Raw genomic sequence first — 18457 nt, forward strand, 5'->3', positions numbered from 1 at the left:
TCTCCTTATAAAAGGGGGCTGTAAAAATACGGCCCCCTCTGTCAGATTAAAATATTTATTTTGCAAACTTAGTTGCTTACATTACTGAATCCGTCAAAGAGCATCTTTGCGCCGTCCTCGGCACTGTAATCTCCATAGCTTACTCCACCGAATACTTCTGTATAAAGTCCACTTGATCCCTTAAGTGATGAATCGTCAAATTTAGGACTCATGCTGAACTCTGCAGCTTCAAGCACCTTTTTGTGTGCATCACCTGTCATAGGATTTATTTTATCCGCCTTTGTAAGCTGCTCAAGCGCCACCTTGGAAGCCGGTATTCCTCTTTCTGTGCCGATTATCTCTATGCCTTCAGGATCGTTTACAAGGAAGTTAAGTAACATTGCAGCTTCCTTCGGATGCTGTGATTTTGCAGATATTGCATAAAGCATTGATATCTTTGTAAACACGCCTGTGTCGCTTCCGTCGGCAAGGTCCTTAAATTCTTCACCTACAACAAGTTCTCTTGCATCTCCCAGTGCCTTCTTAAACTTGCTTGCCGAGCTGTCCCACTCTAAAATACCTGCATATTTTCCACTGATAAACTTCTCGTTTACATCAAAGCTTGCGGCACCGTCACCGTCTACAGTTTTTATTGACGGAATAACATGATCCGCCTCAAGTGACTGTATAAACTCTATACCGTCCTTTATCTGATCTTGTGTGAAGTTGAACTTTCCTTCATCACTAAAGATTGCTTCCTTATATTTTGCCTGAAGATAGAATGTCATAAAGATTGCTCTGTCATACTGTCCCATTGCAAGAGGATAATAGTCATCTCCAAGTTTCTCTTTGAAAGTAGCGCCTGCCGCTCTAAGCTCTGCAAGAGACTTAGGTGTATCAATACCTGCCTCATCAAATGTGGTCTTATCCCAATAGAAAATTCTTCCCGTCTCAGCTATAGGCACACCTGCAAGTCCGCCCTTTGAGTCCTTTGATCTGTCAAGAAGTGCACTGTCATACTGAGTAAGATCGATAACATCAGACACAGTGTTTAAATCAAGGAATGTATCACCGTTTGCATCATAGTTGCTGATCCAGTCCATATTTATCTGTGAAAGATCTGCAGCCGTACCTGACTGGAACTCCAGCGCTCTTGCAGTCTCCCAATCTGTCCATGCTCCGAAATTTACTTCAACCTTGATATCAGGATACTTCGCCATAAAAGCATCTACAGCCTTTTTTGTTGCCTCATGTCTGGAATCTCCGCCCCACCAGTTAAATGTAAGTGTAACAGGTCCTGAAGTTGTGTCTTCACTCTTTGCTGTTGTACTCTCTTTACTTTGTGCTTCCTTTGAAACATCCTTACCTGCATTTCCTGTACATGCTGTTAATGAACCGGCCAACAAAACAGCCATTGCCAAACTCAACTTTTTCATCATAATCTTCTCCTCTTTTATAATAAATATTTATTTTTATAATTTTTTATTACAAAGCAAATCACTACCACAGACATTACTGTTATAGAAACATTGCTTACCATCATTACTATACCTATACTTGCATCTTTTAAATTTGTGAAATTTTGAAGAAAGTACAGTACCGGTATTCTGAATACAAAGACTCTTGATATATTCAAAATCATCGTTATCTTTGTCCTTCCCAAACCGTACAGTAATGACATTACTGCAGCATTGACTCCCAGGAATAACGAGCCTATGGCTTCGTATCTGTAAACTTCTCTGATCATTTTTGCAAAATTGATATCTCCTCCTGCAAAAATATTACTTAAGAAATCTAATCCCAATAAAGTTAATATACAAATTATAAATCCCATTACGGTATTTACAAATGCAGTATTATAAAATGCGCTTAATACCCTCCTATATTTGCCTGCACCGAAGTTTTGGCTTATTATTGCACTGCTGCCGTCTTGAAATCCGTTCTGCGGTGATGTTGTAATTCCTCCCAGAGTATTTGATACTCCCAAAGCTCCAACCATCAAAGCTCCGTATACGGTACTCATACTGTTTATAAGGGTCTTTCCCAAAGAAAAAAATATCTTCTCCGCAACAACAGGAATTGACAGCAGATACATATCATTTACAACATTTTTTCTAAAGCTGACAAACTTTAAATCAAATGAGAAAATACTTTTCTTTTCAAGACTGTTATATATTGCAAATATAAGCAACATACTCTGAGATAACAAGGTGGCAATTGCAATCATATGCAATCCGCCATTGAATATATATACAAATATTGCTGTAAGTATAAGTTTTGATACCAATACCAGCATATTAAGCCATAATATTCTTGATGTATTCCCCCTTGACCTCTCCACTGCAATATAAATATTATTTATAAAACTGACAGCCATGGTCAAAATTTCAATACTGAAATATGATGCACCGGCTTTTATAAGTATATCCGGTGTTGCCGCCAGTTTTAAAAAGGGTATTGTCAGCGGAATGAATACAGCCAACATCAAAACCGCAAATACGGCAGCTGTCAAATAAACAGTACTTACTCTTTTTTTGACCATATCATAGTCGCCCTCTCCAAATGCACTTGAAATTTTTATTCCTGCACTTACTGAAAGACCTCCCGATATGGCAGACAATAAAGCTATAAGCTGTGACAGATATGCTACCGCAGACACCGATTCGGCATTTATATGGGCTGCCATTATTGTGTCAAATATTTTGAACAACTGACTGAGTCCCTGATATATCGCCAGCGGCATACCTGTATAAATAACCAATGCAAGCATATCACCATTTAAACTTCTCTCTCTAAATGCTTCATCCCTGCTACATTTGATACTTTCACTCATACTTTTGCCTTTCATTTAACTAATTTATACAACAGCTCAAGCCAAAAAACTAACTAAAAATAGTGCAAAACAGAGTAAAGTACTGTTTTTTTGTTATTTTAAGTTTAAGTACTGTGTTATAATGTTTTTAAATACTGATTTAAGGAGGTTTTATGAGAGTATCTAATTCCGATATTGACAGAATTTATGTGAACATCGCCACCAGAAATAACAGCTATAAATTTAATATGCCTGACAATCACTTTCATATGTATTATGAATTATATTATTGCAAGGCTTCAAAATGTACTTTTTTTATAGATAATCAAATGCTTGAGATGAATGCCGGAGATTTTTTGCTTATTCCGCCAAGAGAAATGCATTATACCAAATATACTTCGGACACTCCATGTGTGAGAATAAATATTTACTTTAAATACAGCGACCTTGTCGACAATATTTATATGAACAACGACACTTTTAAAAACTATTTTTCAAGTAAAGAGGTATTTCATGTTCCTGCCGCCTATCAAGGTAAAATAAATGAGCATCTTCAAAATATACTCACTGAGGATAAACTTGATGATGAACACAGCTCAAAAACTCTTAGACTTCTTTTGAAAGAATTATTCCTTTACTGTATCAGACTTTGCTCTTTTAATCGTTACACACCGGCTATTATAAATACCACTGACGAGCATATGCTGACCTTGGCAAAGTATATCACGGACAATTATGATAAACCTTTAACTCTGAATGATATTGCAGATAGGGCAGGTCTAAGTTATACCTACTTCAGTAAAAAATTTAAAAATACTACAGGAATGAGATTTAAAGAATATCTAAACTATATACGATTAAAACAGGCCGCCACCAAGCTTGCCACCACAAAACTTACTGTAACCGATATAGCAATCAGTTGTGGATTCAATGACAGCAACTACTTTAAGGACGCCTTTAAAAAAACCTACGGTCTTTCTCCCAGACATTACAGAAAATCAAGCGAAGCACAGATAAATGAATAAACTATGTCTAAAATTTTAATAAATACTTACACTCTTCTACATTTATTATATTGTATTTAATGTTACTATTACTATAACACTTTACACTTGATTGTTTTATTAGGAGGATGAGTATATGAAAAATAAATCAAGTTTTTGTAAGGTAAGTACAGGTATGTTGATATTTGCCCTCAGCACCCCTGCCTTACTTGTCGGATGTTCAGGCCCACAGCCTAAAACAGAAGGTGCGGTTTATGATACCGGAAAGGTGGCTGAATATGCCACTCCTTATGTAAGTTATGATGAAAATTATAATACTGAGGAATACAATGCTATCGATGAGACCTCTTTCAAGGCCGTAGCCACTTCACCGCTTTCCACATTTGCGGCTGATGTGGATACCGCTTCCTATGCAAATATCAGAAGATTTGTAAATTCCGGCGAGTTGCCTCCGGCTGATGCGGTAAGAATTGAGGAAATGTTAAATTATTTCCACTATGACTATCCACAGCCAAAGGATGGTGAGCCTTTCTCGGTAACTACCGAAATTTCCGCATGTCCGTGGAATCCCGATACCAAGCTTATGATGGTAGGTATGCAGGCAAAACAGGTGGATGAACTTGAAAAGAAACCATCAAACCTTGTATTTCTTATTGATGTATCAGGCTCTATGGATGAACCTGACAAATTACCTCTTGTTAAAAATGCATTCTTGCTTCTGTGTGAGCAGTTAAAGGAAAATGATACAATTTCCATAGTTACATATGCAGGAAGCGATCGGGTTGTACTTGAAGGTGCAAAGGGTTCCGACTCAAAAGAAATAATGGCTGCTATAGAAGATTTGGAAGCAGGCGGAAGTACTGCAGGGTCTGAAGGTATCAAGACTGCTTATAAGATCGCAAAAAAATACTTTAAAGCTGACGGAAATAACAGAGTTATACTTGCTACCGACGGTGATTTAAATGTCGGAATCACAAGTGAAGGTGAACTTACAAGGCTTATAAAGAAAGAAAAAGAAAGCGGTGTATTCCTTTCCGTCCTGGGATTCGGTACTGAGAATATAAAGGACAATAAGATGGAGGCACTGGCTGACAATGGAAACGGAAATTATTCTTATATTGATTCAAGATTTGAAGCAAAGAAAGTACTCTCACAAGAGCTTGGTGCAAACTTCTTTACTGTAGCAAAGGATGTAAAGTTCCAGTTGGAATTCAACCCTAAATTTATAAAGGGATACAGACTGATAGGCTACGAAAATCGTATCATGGATGATGAAGACTTTAAGGATGATAAAAAAGATGGCGGTGAAATAGGCTCAGGCCACAGAGTAACCGTGTTATATGAAATAGTTGACAATGATTCACCTATGGAAATAGGTTCAGACCTTAAATATCAAACCACTGCCGCCAACGATTCAAACGATCTTTTAAATATTGCAGTAAGATATAAGGAGCCTGATTCCGAAACGAGTAAAGAATTAAACTACCCTGTCAGCACTGAAGCTATAAAGGAAGAGATGTCTGATAATATGAAGTTTGCTGCTGCAGTGGCACAGACCGGCATGTTGCTTCGTGATTCGGAGTTTAAAGGCAAATCAAGCTATGACAGTGTTGTGTCATTGCTTGATTCAATTCCGGATATCAAAAATGATACAAGTAAGTTGGAATTTTTATTACTTGTAAAAAAGATAGCTACCTTGGCAAAAGAACAATAATATATAATATGATTTTTAAAGCTTCGCAGAATTTTTATACTCTGCGAAGCTTATTGACTTATGTCCTATATAAAGCTATACTTCCTCCCCGCATTCAAAAACATATCTATCTTTTCATCAGTTGTTGCAAGGGGGAGGTTACATCCCGGAGTGAGCACAAATCCTTTTTTACATTTCTTTCCGGCAAGAATACATCTTTTTACTTCATCTTCTATATTTTCCTGTGTTCCATTGCAGATTGTATAAACCGGTGCCACATTTCCTGCAACCATCTTTGAATCTGCAAAAAACTCACAAGTTTCATCTATATCCATCTCATTGTCCACACTAAAGAGGCCTATATCCAGATTTTTTACATACTTCCACACCTTTTTTGTATTACCGCAAACATGATAGCTTGGTGCTCTGCCTGATTTTTCCATGATATAAGAACTGATTTCCAAAGTATATGGATATGCGAAATCCTTATACATTTTGGGGCTTATCATAGTACAGGAGGCTATAGGATCCGCCATTGAAAAGCCTATATCAAGTACATTGAAAATATCCACGACCTTTTTTACATTATCTGTTATATATCTCAAAAAATCATGCACCTTATCAGGTGATTTTATCATAGCTTTTAAAAGTTTATCTGTTCCCAGTACAAATCCTGCTAATGTTATAGGTCCTGATACCGAAGCTCCTACTCCACAAAATCCGTCAGCAACTTCTCTAAGCCTTGCAGTAGCATTATAATACATCTTCAAACTTCCGCTATCAAGTGTAATATCCTTTAGCTTATTGACCTCATCAATACTGTTTATGGGATGACTCTCAACATATATCAGTCCCTGCTCAGGGTAATGCGGCACTACTCCCATTGCCTCTGCAATGCCGTAGGCATTCGGACCCACACCCATTCCGTCCAAACCGAATCGGTTCATGGCTGCAATGTCTCCCATTACAAGGCTGTCCTCATTTCTCCAATACTCTCTGGTGTTTTTTCCAATAAGCCTTGCCTTTATCTCACCCAAAAAAGGATCCATCATTATTCTGTCATAATCTTTATTTTCAGCTATTGCTTTTGCCCTTTCCAAAGGTGTCATTTTATCCTTGGGATGAATCTTAAGTTCCATATATTTTCTCCTGTTATCAATCAAATCTCAAAGCCTTTGCAAATATTTTTTCATAGTCTTCAAGCTTTGAAAGCTCAAAATACTCAGTCTCCACAGATATTTCAGTCATATACTCTATGGCATTTTTATCAAGAAGAGCCATATAAGCTCCTCTCAAAGAGGTATTTCCAAGGTATTCCACCTTACCATCAAATTCCCTTGGCATAAGGCCGACCCCAAAGAAAGAGTCCATACTTATATACTTACCAAACTGCCCGGCTATACACACTCTTGTTATATCACCGGTTTCAATACCGGCTTTTTTTATAAGAGCCCTTATGCCTGAGAGTATAGCTCCCTTGGCAAGCTGTACCTGCCTTATATCCCTAGCTGTAAAGTACAGATTATCATTTATTTTTATAAAAGGCTTACCGGAATCGTCCGCTTTAATAAAGCTCTGATTACTATCAAGACATTTTTTATCTATAGCTCCCATTTTATTTATAAAGCCTGCCTTTAAAAGCTCTCTCACAATAGAGAGTACACCGCTGCCGCATATTCCTGTCGGCTCTGTATTTCCAATAGTAGTATAAGAAATACCGGCTTCATCAATGTGAAAATCATCTATAGCACCGATTCCGGCTCTGATACCGCATGAAATATTCATGCCTTCAAGAGCCGGTCCTATAGCACATGAGGTGGCCAGGAGCCTCTTATCTGTTTTTAGAAGCATTTCTCCATTTGTTCCGATATCTATAAAAAGTATATTTTCAGCTCTATTATCATCACAAATACCGCTTGCATATACTCCGGATACTATATCTGAACCCAGAAATCCTGATATATGCGGTAATGTTATAAGTTTAGCACCAAGGTCTATTCCTATATCTTTTGCAGATACTTTCTTTCCTTCCTTGAATTTTGGTAAAAAAGGAAATTTGCCCAAACTTTCCACACTCTCTCCAAGCAGAATATGACACATTGTGGTATTTGCAGATACTACAAGCTCTACAATCTCACTCCTACATATTTTACTTTCATCAATCAGCTTATTTATAAGTATATTCAAAGTATCAACAATACTTTTTTGTAAAGCCGAAAGTCCTCCGAAATTTTCCAAAGTAAATGCAATTCTACTCATCACATCAAAGCCGAATTTGACCTGTGAGTTTACATCGGCAACTTTTAAAATAATCCCTGCACTCTTTAGATCTATAAGCTCCATAGCTACTGTAGTAGTTCCTATATCTATAGCAATACCGTACTTATCTCGTATATTTGTATGATTGATTTTAGGTGTAAAACTATCGGTAAGTACTATATTTTCAGGCTTTTCAGTATGCTCAATCTCTTTTAATATAAGCTCTTTATCAACTTCATCTACAGAGTGCATACAGGCAAGTCTATATCCGGATTTTATATTATCTTCTCCCAAAAGTTTTCTCTCACTCTCCAAAGCGTCTGTATTTTCAAGCTTTATCCTGCATTTTCCGCATACTCCCAGACCATTGCATGCAGCATCTATATGGATATTTTTTTCTCTTAAAAATTCCAATAACTTCATATTTAATCCAATCTGAGGGCTTTGATCTTATCGATCTTACCACGAAAATGTATACATCTAAAGGCCGTTATACTCTCTTCATGATTTGATAATAAAGCCTCTACTAAAGAGTTGTAACTACACTCAAGCTTTATCTCTTTAAACTTGGTATTTTCATCTGATTTTAATAAAACACTCAGCCTTGGGCATAAATGAAGTATACAATCATTAGACTCACATAAGTTCTTTAATTTATATATAAGCTCCGGCAAAATAGTATCAATATATACTTTCGTGCCCTTTTTACCCAGAAATTCAACGCTTGATAGCGGATCCGCCAGACTTATTATTTTATATCCCTTTGATATGGCTGTGTCCACTCTTTCAAGTAATTTTTCTTCTATATCTTTAATCTTCTCATCCATAACTGCTTTGGCTTCATTCGATAATCCGTCATATTTTATTAAGTACTTATATATAGTATTAAGCTCTCCGGCATTATCAAAGATCTGCAATACACCGTCAATCTCATATACATTCTCTTTATATAACTTATTATAAACATAATCTGTCGGATATTTATCATTATCCTGACAAAATAATAAATCTCTCATTATCTTAGGCCTGATTACAAAGCTTTTTTGCTACACTTACGGCTTCTATCGCATTATCCGAATATGCATCGGCACCTATCTGCATTGCAAAATTATGGGTGATCGGACCTCCTCCCACCATAACTTTTACATTGTCACGATATCCGCTTTCTACAAGTCCCTCTATAACCCTTTGCATTCCATACATTGTTGTCGACATTAAGGAAGACATACATACAAGTCCTGCCTGATGTTTAATTGCAGCCTTTACAAAATCTTTTACAGGAACATCTCTTCCAAGATCTATCATCTCAAAGCCGGCGGTTTCAAGCATTATCTTTACAAGATTTTTACCAATGTCATGTGTATCACCTTCTATTACACCGATTACGACCTTTATCTTCTTATCAACATTTCCTTCTATTCTGTCCTTTAATACATCAATGCCTGCATACATCGCATCGGCACAAAGTAATAATTCCGCTATATAATATTCCTCTTCATCATAAAGCTTGCCGGCTTCCTCCATTCCTACAGTCAAACCGTCAAGTATACCCTCTTTTGCCGAATAACCTGCCTCAAGATATTCCTTTGCAATATCAACAATCGCCTCATCTTCCATATCTCTTACATAATCAGCCATCAGCCTCAACATATCTTTTTTACTTCTCATACTATATCTACTTAAAGCCTCCAAAATCTTCTCTTCAATGCTTACTATCTTAATACAAAAACATATTAAGCTATTATATATCTTTTGAATAAAAAGTATACTTTTATCGTTTTTTTGAATATATATAGATGTTTATATATATATTTGATATAATTCTTAAGCATTTAACTTCAAAAGAAAGGGTATTAATTTACAAAAAACTATGAAAAAAATCTTATCATTCAGTCTTGCCGGCATGATGCTTGCAAGCACAATTTTAGCAGGATGTTCTACAACCGCAAAAACAGAAAGCACAGAGGCAAACAAGGAAGTTGCAGAATCTACAACAGCAGGTACATCATCAGAGCATACTGTGATCAAGTTATTGGTTCCGGGCTATGACGGAGGATATTTAAAAGAAGAGCTTGATAACGGTATAGCAGGATTTGAGAAAGCAAATGATGGTGTAGAAGTAGAAATAGTATCCGTAGGTTGGGATGAGCTCAACTCAAAGATAGTTTCACTTTATCAGGCAGGTGATGCACCTGATATCATGCTTACAGGTTCAAGAACATTAAAGCAGCTTGCAACTCTCGGTATAGCTGAGGATTTAAGTTCTTATATAACAGACGATTTTAAGGCAAACAGAGTTGAGTCTGTCTTGGCAACAGGAAGCGTTGATGGAAAGCAATATGGTATTCCTATGGCATTCTCATCAAGAGCTTTATATTACAGAAGCGATCTGATAAAAACACCTCCAAAAAACTGGGATGAACTTTTAGAGGCTGCTAAAGAAGTTCACAGTAGTAATCCAGATGTATACGGATTTGCAATTCCTACAGATATCACAAGCGGAACTGATGAGCTTTTAAACTTTATATATCAAAACGGTGGTGCTTTGGTAGATGATAAGGGTGAGATTACATTTGATACCGAGGCAAATGTGGGTACTTTAGAATATCTTAAGCAGTTCAATGATGAAAAGCTTGTTCCGGATGTTGTAAGCACTGCAAGAGGTGACCAAGCTACATTATTTGCAAATGGTAATCTTGCAATGTTCGTATCAGGTCCATGGGAGAAGGAAACACTTGATAAGTCCGCCGATACGGCACCTTACAAGGTGGCGGTACTTCCTGAAGGTAAGCAAAAGGCAGAGACTTTGGTAACAGACTCATATGTTATTTCAAGTATCAGCAAGAACAAAGATCTCGCATGGAAATTTGTAGAATTTATGGGACAGCCTGAATATCAAAGACCTGTATCAGAAGCTTTTGGTTGGTTCCCTATATTAAAAGAAGAGTTTGAGGATGAAAGATTCAAGACTGAGTTTATGCAGGCATTTGCCGCAAGCATAGAGTACGGTATCAGTGAGCCACAAGTAGAGGATTGGGACAGCTTCAACAAAGCATTCCTTACTGCTGTACAAAAAGCTCTTACAGGTGAGATGGGTGCAAAAGAGGCATTAGATGAGGCACAGTCTGAAGTCGCAAAATAAAGTCTCTTCAAATAGAGCCGATTTCAAAAAAAGATTTCAACCTTATATATTGCTGCTGCCTCTTTTCGTAGTAGTGGCATTATTATTCGGATACCCGATATATCGCATTATATCGGGGTCTTTTTTTAAAATTGCAATCATCAACGGTGAAATGAACTTTGTCGGTCTTGAAAATTTCAAGAAAGTTTTCAGTGCGAAATTCTTTCTTCCTACTCTCTCACTCACTTTAAGATATGCTGTAGTTACCGTTTTTCTTAAATTGTCTTTGGGATTTATCATGGCATTATTTATGAACAGCGATATGTATTTTTCAAAGTTTCTAAAATTTATGTCACTACTGCCATGGGCAATGCAGCAAGTGGCTGTAGCTGTTATATGGAAGTGGATACTGGATGGAAATTACGGCTATCTGAATTTCTATCTTCAAAAACTTGGATTGATACATGAAAATATAAGCTTTCTTTCAAATCCCGGTATGGCATTTTTGTCCGCTTCATTTGTGGATACCTGGCTTGGACTTCCAATGGTCTCTATGATATTTATGGCAGGACTTTCAAATATAAATTCTTCACTTTATGAGAGTGCAAAGATAGATGGTGCAGGTGTTATAAGCAGGTTCATTCATATCACCTGTCCATGCATAAAGAGGGTATTTCTGGTTACATTAACTTTGGTAAGTATATGGACATTCAACTCCTTCAATGTAATCTTTGTACTTACCGGCGGTGGACCTATGAGGAGTACTGAAACTCTAATGCTGAAAATATATGAGCAGGCATTCTCAAAGTTTAATCTGGGAGCAGCATATGCACTCTCCTCTGTAGTAGTAGTAATACTCTTTATCTTTACAATGCTTTATTATAAGCTGGAAGTGGAGGATGATTGATATGATTTTAAAAAGAAAAATATTTAAAATTATAAGAACATTTTTTTACTCCATGTTTGTTTTTATATTTATCAGTCCTATATTTATTATGTTAAATACCTCTTTGAAAAAATATGAGGATATAACAAAATGGCCTCCTACATGGTTTAAAGCTCCACTTGAATGGGTGAATTATAAGACAGTTTTAACAGGTGAAAAAAGTATTCTGCCTGCACTTTTAACAAGCTTCTATGTTTCCATAGCTTCGGCAATCATTTGTCTTTTAATCGGAATATTAGCTGCATATGCTGTTGCAAGGTATAAATTTAAACTTAGAAAAACAGTGCTTTTGATTATTATTCTGACTCAGATGTTTTCAGAGGTAATACTTGCCTCACCTATATATATTGTATTTAAGAACCTTGGACTGCTTGATACCAAACTTGCACTTATTATCGCAAATGTGGCTGTATGCCTGCCTATGAGTCTCTGGCTTTTGTACTCATATATAAAGGATATACCTGTAACTCTTGAAGAAGCCTCATGGATGGACGGAGCTACAAGGCTTGAAGGCGTAAGATTTATTCTTGCCCCTTTGATACTTCCGGGGTTACTTACAACAGGGATTTTTGCCTTTATCAGAGCGTATGGTGATCTGCTTTTTGCAAGAACATTTATACTGTCACCTGAAAACAGAACTGTAGCTATGGCACTTACAGACTATCAGTCACTTTATAAGACCACATGGGAAACTCAGATGGCTGCAAGTGTCATCACAATGATTCCAACACTTATAATATTTATTTTCATTCAAAAATTTCTTATAAAAGGGCTGCTTGGCGACAGCATTAAGGGTTAAAAAAGGAGCTGTCGGGAAATACTGAATTTTAATCCCTACAGAACTAAATAGAAATATCCTGACAAGTACAAGGCATTTTGGCTTTGTGACTTTGTCAGGATATTTTGTTTTTCTATTATGCTGTCTATTTTTGGGCACAAAACCCCCTTGGCTGAGATTTTGCTTTTGCATTTTTTACTATGCGGTTTTCTCCTGTATTTTTCCTTCAAATTTCTTTAGTTTTGCGTAGAGAAAACGATGATATTTGTTTATATTTCTTCCTATTGCAAAAAGCATAAATTCTTTATATACCTTATCTGAAGAACGATAATTGAAGCGTCGGAAATCTTCATTCTCTTTAATATCTCCAAAATGACCTTCTGTTTGAATAGAGCGTGTCTGTCGTTTCAGAATACCTTTTTCACTCTGTATATTGGCATGTGACTTCTCTCGAAGCTCTTCCCATACTTCATTGATCTTCATCACTTTGTTCTTATCAATATCTTTATCAGGGTTATATTTGTATAAACATTTAGACTTATGTTCACATCCACTACAGTCTGAACATCCATATACTTCATATGTTTGTGTATAACCATTCTGTTTTTTCTTTTCTGTGTTGATATGTCTCAGTTCACGACCGTCATGACAGATATAGACTTGCTCATCCTCAAATACCATTGTCTTCATGTTGTAGTATTTACCTATATCTTTACTGTATGCTCTTGTTTTTCTTTTCTCATGATCCTGCAGTTTTATATAACTGTCTATCTTATTTTCTTTTAGATATAAGAGATTTTTCTCACTACAATAACCGCTGTCTGCCGTCACTTCTTCAAGTACTTCTCCAAATGCTTCCTTATGCTTTTCAAGGACCGGAATTAATGTATTATAATCTGTACGATCATTAATTACATAACTATGTACAATAAAATAATTCTCTACTGCTATCTGTACATTGTATGCCGGCTTTAGCTGCCCGTTCAACATATGATCTTCATTCATTCGCATAAAGGTTGCTTCCAAATCAGTTTTGGAATAGCTGTTTCTATCTTTCCCCATAATTTCAAAGCATTCTTTATAGCTCATTAATCGCTGTCCACAGTGTTCAAGCTCTTCATAGAGTTGTTGAAGTTTTGGCTTTCTTTTACCCTTTCCGTTAACAAATACAATACCTTCTCCGTCAGCAATTGTCATAAGATTTTTCTGAAGCTTAAGTATTTCAATAGGCGAGCAGTTATCAATCTCTATAATACGGTTATTGGATAACTTTTTATGTTTTGTAATCTTTCTTTTTCTGTTCTTTTCAATAATATCTCTAACTCTATCAATCCCGTCAATCACAAACATTTGTGCATTTCCAAGCTCGTACTTTTCGCCAAATCCGTTATCTTTTATAAAAGAATTATAGCTTGAATAAAGCTTATCAATAGAATCTAGAAGACCTGCAAGATGATAATTAATGCTTCCACGCCATACAAAAGTATAACGATTAGCATTAGCTTCTATTTTCGTTCCATCAATAAACAATTCTTTTAATGTTACAAATCCTTCTTTTTGTAATCGTCTCATAAACTGATAGTTTAAGTCATCCAGGATATCTGAAGTAAGTTTCTTACTTTTAAATTCATAAAAAGCATCTCTTTTAGGCTTCCTCCCTTGAGTAAGCCAGATAAAAGCGATATCTCTTTCACATAAATCCACAATACGATCAATAGAGCGTATTCCACGCATATTTGCATAAGTAATAACTGCATACATCATGATCGGATTGTACCCTGTTCTTCCCTTATCCGAACAATTGGCTAACAGTCCGGAAAAATCTAAATCCTCCATAACTTTTTTTAGGGTATATACTGGATCGTCATTGGGCAAACTCAATTCATATAAGCTAAAGTTGATTTTCTGTTGACCTATTTCAAAAAAGTCATTATAATAATTAACTGTGAGCATAGTTACATTATAACATGTAACGGAGAAAGATGGTTATCGTTAGCCATCTTTTTTTATGTAAAAACTTAGGGAGGAGCGACTCATTTTGAGTTACTCCTCCCTAAGTTATGACTGCCATTTCCCGACAGCCTCTTTTTATGTTATTTATATTGATAAATTTTTTCACCGTTTTTTTCTGCAAAAATCTCAAAATTAAAGTCTGACAGATCGGCTTTTAGTACCGCTCTTTCCTCTTTATTCTTCCATTCCATAGAAAGCTTACTTCCATCACATTTCATACTAAATTCACTCTCATTAGAAAATACAGGGAATGTATGGCGAAATCTAAGCATTTCAAGTTGCTTTTGTACTATTTCGGTTTGTAAGCCTGCCTCCATCTCTTTAGCAGTCAGGTTTGTGCGGTTAATTTCCTTATGTCCTCCGGCTCCTGCTCTTTTTACCGCTTCGTGATCATTCTTTCCTGCAAAAAGATCTAAATACCACACTTGTGGCTTTCCCGGCATAAAGATTTGAATAGCTCTTGCAAGAAGCATTCTCTTATCCTCTTCACCCAGTGCACTGTAGTAAGTTGCATTTACTTGATAATATACATTCTTTTGACCATGCAAATCCTTTACATATCCACCTCTTTTGACCACAGTATCTATAACAGACTGAATTCTTTCCTCACTGATAAGTCCCTTTAAATCAAGTAGAGGTATTCCGTCATGACAGCCAAGCATATTTACTACCTGTATCTTCTTTTCCACAAGTTCATCAGCCCATTTTTTTAAGACTTCGCCTGATTGCTGTTCAAATGCATCTATAATAAGTCCCGGAAGAAAGAAATCATAAGTCATATATCCCTTATTTGCAATCTTCTCATAGATTTTTTCCTCATAGCTTGCGTGAATCTCAGGTAACAGTCTCACATTGTATTTATCAGCCAATTCTCTCACCTTTGTAAGTACATCCCAAGTGGCAGGCTCATTTAAGAAATTCTTCTCTCCTACTTCCTTTGGAGCATAGGCAAAAGCATCCAGTCTTACTATCTTTGCACCATAATCTGCCAATGTCTTTAAAGTATTGTCATAAAACTCCCAAACAAGAGGAGATTTGATATTCAGATCCATCTGTCCGAGATATTTTCTCTCAGACTCAAGTCTTTCACAAAGTGCTTCCTTTTGTTTATCGCTAAGTTTATCTGTATAGATATTTGTCTCTTTTAAAATCTCTGCAGGTGATCTGCCTTCTGTAAGTCCTGTATTTAACAGCTTTGCAAGTCCGTCTGCAATACTGTACTGTGCTCCTGTAATATTTCTGATATCTACAGCATCTAAAGAAGGATATCTTACTTCCTGATAAAAGGTATTCCAATAAGGAACTTCCTTTCCGTCAGGAAATCTAACCATCAGTATAGGCAGACCCGGTTTTCTAAAAAACATATCCTTTATAAGCTCAGGTTTTGGCTGTATATAGCCTTCCTCTGTCATTTCTCCACATCCGGCCCAAAATTTATTCCAATCAATGAAAAAATCTCTGTACTTTGACTTCTCACCGTTTTTTATAATGTCCTGAAACTGCTCAGACAATACTGATGCATGATTTAGTATAAAATCAAGCTTTAAATCAACTCCAAGTTCATCAAGCTTTTCCAAATCCTCTCTTTTGGCAAGCATTTCATTTAAAGAGTAGTCAATAACCGAAAATCCTCTGTCAAGATCTGTATGAAAAAGACTTGGGAGTATATAAAATGATGAAAAAACATCCTTCAGTTCTTTTTTACTGAGGAAATTTGCAATTTCCCCAAGGTTTCCACCAAGACTGTCAGGATAGGCATTTAGCATAGGTCCGTTATCGTTTCTTTTCATATTCACCTCACTACATTCCCATAGACTTGCAATACTCAGGGTAAGTTAATCTCTCACCATTCTTAGCAATTATTATTTTTGCCTTATGTGCCTGATTCTTCAGCATTTCCTGCTCGATCTCAAGTACCATTGTAGTAAACGGACTGTCTATTTCACCGTCACGATTTCTTAATAGCCTGTATTCCAAAGTTTCCTGTGGTGTGCTGTGTAAAAGTATCGGAATATCCACTCCCTTATAATAATCACTGTTTCCATGCGTCCATTCAATCATAAGAACACCCACGTCTTTGAAATCGATCTCATCATACCAAAGCTCTGTGTTGGTTCTTCCCATTCTCTTTAACCATATTTTATCCGCACCGGACTTAAACTTATTTAAAATATCTTCGAGCTCTTTAAATGCAAGCTCATTTTCGGTTCCAAGATAACCTTCAAGTGCCTTATGTCCACCATTTATATATGATTCATACCATGGATATTTTTTGATATTTTCAAGATTGGCATCCTCACCTTCTACCTGTAATGCATGAATTATATCAAAGCGTTCTTTGGTGTACTCTCCGTCCTTTAGCATTTCCTTAAGAGCACCTTCTCTAAAGAGATGTAATCTCTCTGCATCATTGTACTCTGGAATCCTATGAGGATAATTATCTCCTGAAAGTGTGTAGCTTCCAAGTCCTATTTCCTTTAGATAATATGACAGTACTGCAGCTATTCCGGATTTTCCCACTCCTGAGCCTCCGCATACAGCCACTACTATCTTCTGGCTACCATTTTCTTTCTTTAATTTTTCAATCTCTTCAAGCAAATCAGGAAATATCCTGTTTGCTCTGTCAATATGATACTCACTTATAACTACCTTATCTCCCGGCATATCACCCTGTGGAATCTGCTCAGGAAGTACCGGCGGCTTCCAATTTTTAAATTCTTTCATAAGCATTCACCTCATATAATAAGTTGTGCCTATTTATAGGATTTTCATCAATATATCCAAAAAACAAGCACTCCATATGAAAACTGTTTCATATGGAGTGTAACATAATATCGGGCTATTTTCTATGTATTTATTTTTACATATTTGCATACTTTTTGAATTCTGTATCACTCATACCGGCTCTTTTTGCCGCATCCGAAATACTTAAAATTCCATCCTTTACCAAAGAAATAAGGACATTTACAGTTCCTTCTTTAATTCCTTCTTCTCTTCCTTTTGCTATTCCCTTTTCTATTCCCCTTGCTTCTACTCTGTCAAGTACCTCACACATAGTTACATGCTCCTTTCCTTTCACTTCGTTTATAGTCTCTTCAAATCTGTAATCATTAGTCATAGCAGACATCAGCATCAACAGTTCATCCACATGCTCAATTACTGTATCATCGGCTACATAATTTTTATTAACTCTCATCTGGTAAAGGTAGTCAGCCAGTATCCAAAAGTCACTCTCAAACATATCTATCTTTCCTCTGTCAAGATATGCTATTTCAAAGAGATTCATTTTAAAGTCATTCACATATGGTTTGATCATTTCATCTATCTCCAACAGTTCAAATAAGCTCTTTGGCTGATTCCATCTACTATTATACCCGAAATATAGCACTAATGTAATCACAGGATAAATTACTTCTTTACTGTTCTCTTTTTTGGCCTGTCTGACATACTCCGCTCCATCATATCCAAAGACCCTCAGCGGCATTCTCTTTTCCGGTTTTATCTGATTTTCCAATTCGAACATTGATAATTTTATCTTGCTGTTATGCCAATATTTTGCTATATCTCTATACTGTGTCCTTATCCTGCCATCCATCTTTAAAATACTTCCGGGCGGTACATCTGTCAAGCTGTCTTCCGTCACCACTCTTTCTCCATTAAATAATAACACATTTATAATATCTGCGAATACATCATTATACCTTTCAAGTGTCTTTTGTGTAATATCTTTTTCTTTGTTGCCCTTCATACGACCTCCGTTAATGCGACTGATTTGATTTAATAGAAATGAATATAGAAATAAATCGAGTAGGAGGCGGTGACTAACCGCCGTCCTCTCACAGCACTGTACGT

Annotated in this window: 15 protein-coding genes; 5 read left to right on the top strand and 10 right to left on the bottom strand. The window is 36.4% G+C overall.

Going from position 1 to position 18457, the window contains the following annotated elements; all coding sequences use genetic code 11:
* Nucleotides 1-68: 68 nt before the first annotated feature.
* Together EHV10_RS02540 and EHV10_RS02545 are read right to left on the bottom strand one after the other, a co-directional pair.
* Nucleotides 69-1418: an ABC transporter substrate-binding protein gene (locus EHV10_RS02540; protein WP_128673269.1), complete on the bottom strand. Its 1350-nt coding sequence runs from the start codon at nucleotides 1416-1418 to the stop codon at nucleotides 69-71.
* A gap of 14 nt (nucleotides 1419-1432) precedes the next feature.
* Nucleotides 1433-2812 carry an MATE family efflux transporter gene (locus EHV10_RS02545; RefSeq protein WP_128673270.1) on the bottom strand — a complete coding sequence of 460 codons (1380 nt, stop codon included), beginning with the start codon at nucleotides 2810-2812 and terminating at the stop codon, nucleotides 1433-1435.
* A 152-nt stretch (nucleotides 2813-2964) separates the two neighbouring features.
* Between EHV10_RS02545 and EHV10_RS02550 the strand changes: the two genes are divergently transcribed.
* On the top strand, nucleotides 2965-3816 hold the full coding sequence (locus EHV10_RS02550; protein ID WP_128673271.1) for an AraC family transcriptional regulator: 852 nt from the start codon (nucleotides 2965-2967) through the stop codon (nucleotides 3814-3816).
* A 115-nt stretch (nucleotides 3817-3931) separates the two neighbouring features.
* Nucleotides 3932-5509, top strand: a complete 1578-nt coding sequence (locus tag EHV10_RS02555) for a vWA domain-containing protein (protein WP_128673272.1) — start codon at nucleotides 3932-3934, stop codon at nucleotides 5507-5509.
* A gap of 65 nt (nucleotides 5510-5574) precedes the next feature.
* Here EHV10_RS02555 and EHV10_RS02560 read toward each other — a convergent pair whose 3' ends face one another.
* Genes EHV10_RS02560 through EHV10_RS02575 form a run of 4 tightly spaced genes read right to left on the bottom strand, consistent with a single transcriptional unit; the run spans nucleotide 5575 to nucleotide 9415 of the window.
* Nucleotides 5575-6627, bottom strand: coding sequence for a uroporphyrinogen decarboxylase family protein (locus EHV10_RS02560; protein ID WP_128673273.1), 1053 nt, complete (start codon nucleotides 6625-6627; stop codon nucleotides 5575-5577).
* Nucleotides 6628-6643: 16 nt separating this feature from the next.
* Nucleotides 6644-8170: an ASKHA domain-containing protein gene (locus EHV10_RS02565; RefSeq protein WP_128673274.1), complete on the bottom strand. Its 1527-nt coding sequence runs from the start codon at nucleotides 8168-8170 to the stop codon at nucleotides 6644-6646.
* A gap of 2 nt (nucleotides 8171-8172) precedes the next feature.
* Complete coding sequence (locus tag EHV10_RS02570) at nucleotides 8173-8763, bottom strand: hypothetical protein (protein WP_128673275.1); 591 nt, start codon at nucleotides 8761-8763, stop codon at nucleotides 8173-8175.
* A gap of 4 nt (nucleotides 8764-8767) precedes the next feature.
* Nucleotides 8768-9415 (bottom strand): corrinoid protein, encoded by a 648-nt coding sequence (locus EHV10_RS02575; RefSeq protein ID WP_128673276.1) that lies wholly within the window; start codon nucleotides 9413-9415, stop codon nucleotides 8768-8770.
* A gap of 202 nt (nucleotides 9416-9617) precedes the next feature.
* On the opposite strand from EHV10_RS02575, the gene EHV10_RS02580 reads away from it, so the two are divergent.
* From EHV10_RS02580 to EHV10_RS02590, 3 genes are read left to right on the top strand one after another with little or no spacing between them, the layout of a single operon-like run.
* On the top strand, nucleotides 9618-10889 hold the full coding sequence (locus EHV10_RS02580; RefSeq protein WP_128673277.1) for an ABC transporter substrate-binding protein: 1272 nt from the start codon (nucleotides 9618-9620) through the stop codon (nucleotides 10887-10889).
* Nucleotides 10861-11775, top strand: a complete 915-nt coding sequence (locus EHV10_RS02585) for a carbohydrate ABC transporter permease (protein WP_128673278.1) — start codon at nucleotides 10861-10863, stop codon at nucleotides 11773-11775. The genes EHV10_RS02580 and EHV10_RS02585 overlap by 29 nt, the downstream gene beginning before the upstream one ends.
* Before the next feature lies 1 nt (nucleotide 11776).
* On the top strand, nucleotides 11777-12613 hold the full coding sequence (locus EHV10_RS02590) for a carbohydrate ABC transporter permease (RefSeq protein ID WP_128673279.1): 837 nt from the start codon (nucleotides 11777-11779) through the stop codon (nucleotides 12611-12613).
* Nucleotides 12614-12790: 177 nt separating this feature from the next.
* Here EHV10_RS02590 and EHV10_RS02595 read toward each other — a convergent pair whose 3' ends face one another.
* The 4 genes from EHV10_RS02595 to EHV10_RS02610 form a co-directional block, all read right to left on the bottom strand.
* The gene (locus tag EHV10_RS02595; RefSeq protein WP_128673280.1) at nucleotides 12791-14545 is read right to left on the bottom strand and encodes an IS1182 family transposase; all 1755 of its coding nucleotides are present in this window, start codon (nucleotides 14543-14545) and stop codon (nucleotides 12791-12793) included.
* Between the two features lie 140 nt (nucleotides 14546-14685).
* The gene (locus tag EHV10_RS02600) at nucleotides 14686-16395 is read right to left on the bottom strand and encodes an alpha-amylase family protein (RefSeq protein WP_128673281.1); all 1710 of its coding nucleotides are present in this window, start codon (nucleotides 16393-16395) and stop codon (nucleotides 14686-14688) included.
* A 10-nt stretch (nucleotides 16396-16405) separates the two neighbouring features.
* Nucleotides 16406-17329, bottom strand: a complete 924-nt coding sequence (locus EHV10_RS02605; protein WP_128673282.1) for a nucleoside/nucleotide kinase family protein — start codon at nucleotides 17327-17329, stop codon at nucleotides 16406-16408.
* Between the two features lie 136 nt (nucleotides 17330-17465).
* A complete protein-coding gene (locus EHV10_RS02610) occupies nucleotides 17466-18353 on the bottom strand; it encodes an Rpn family recombination-promoting nuclease/putative transposase (RefSeq protein ID WP_128673283.1) in 888 nt (295 codons plus the stop codon).
* Nucleotides 18354-18457: the final 104 nt, after the last annotated feature.

The organism is Lachnoanaerobaculum gingivalis (genome assembly GCF_003862475.1).
GTDB classification, from domain to species: domain Bacteria; phylum Bacillota; class Clostridia; order Lachnospirales; family Lachnospiraceae; genus Lachnoanaerobaculum; species Lachnoanaerobaculum gingivalis.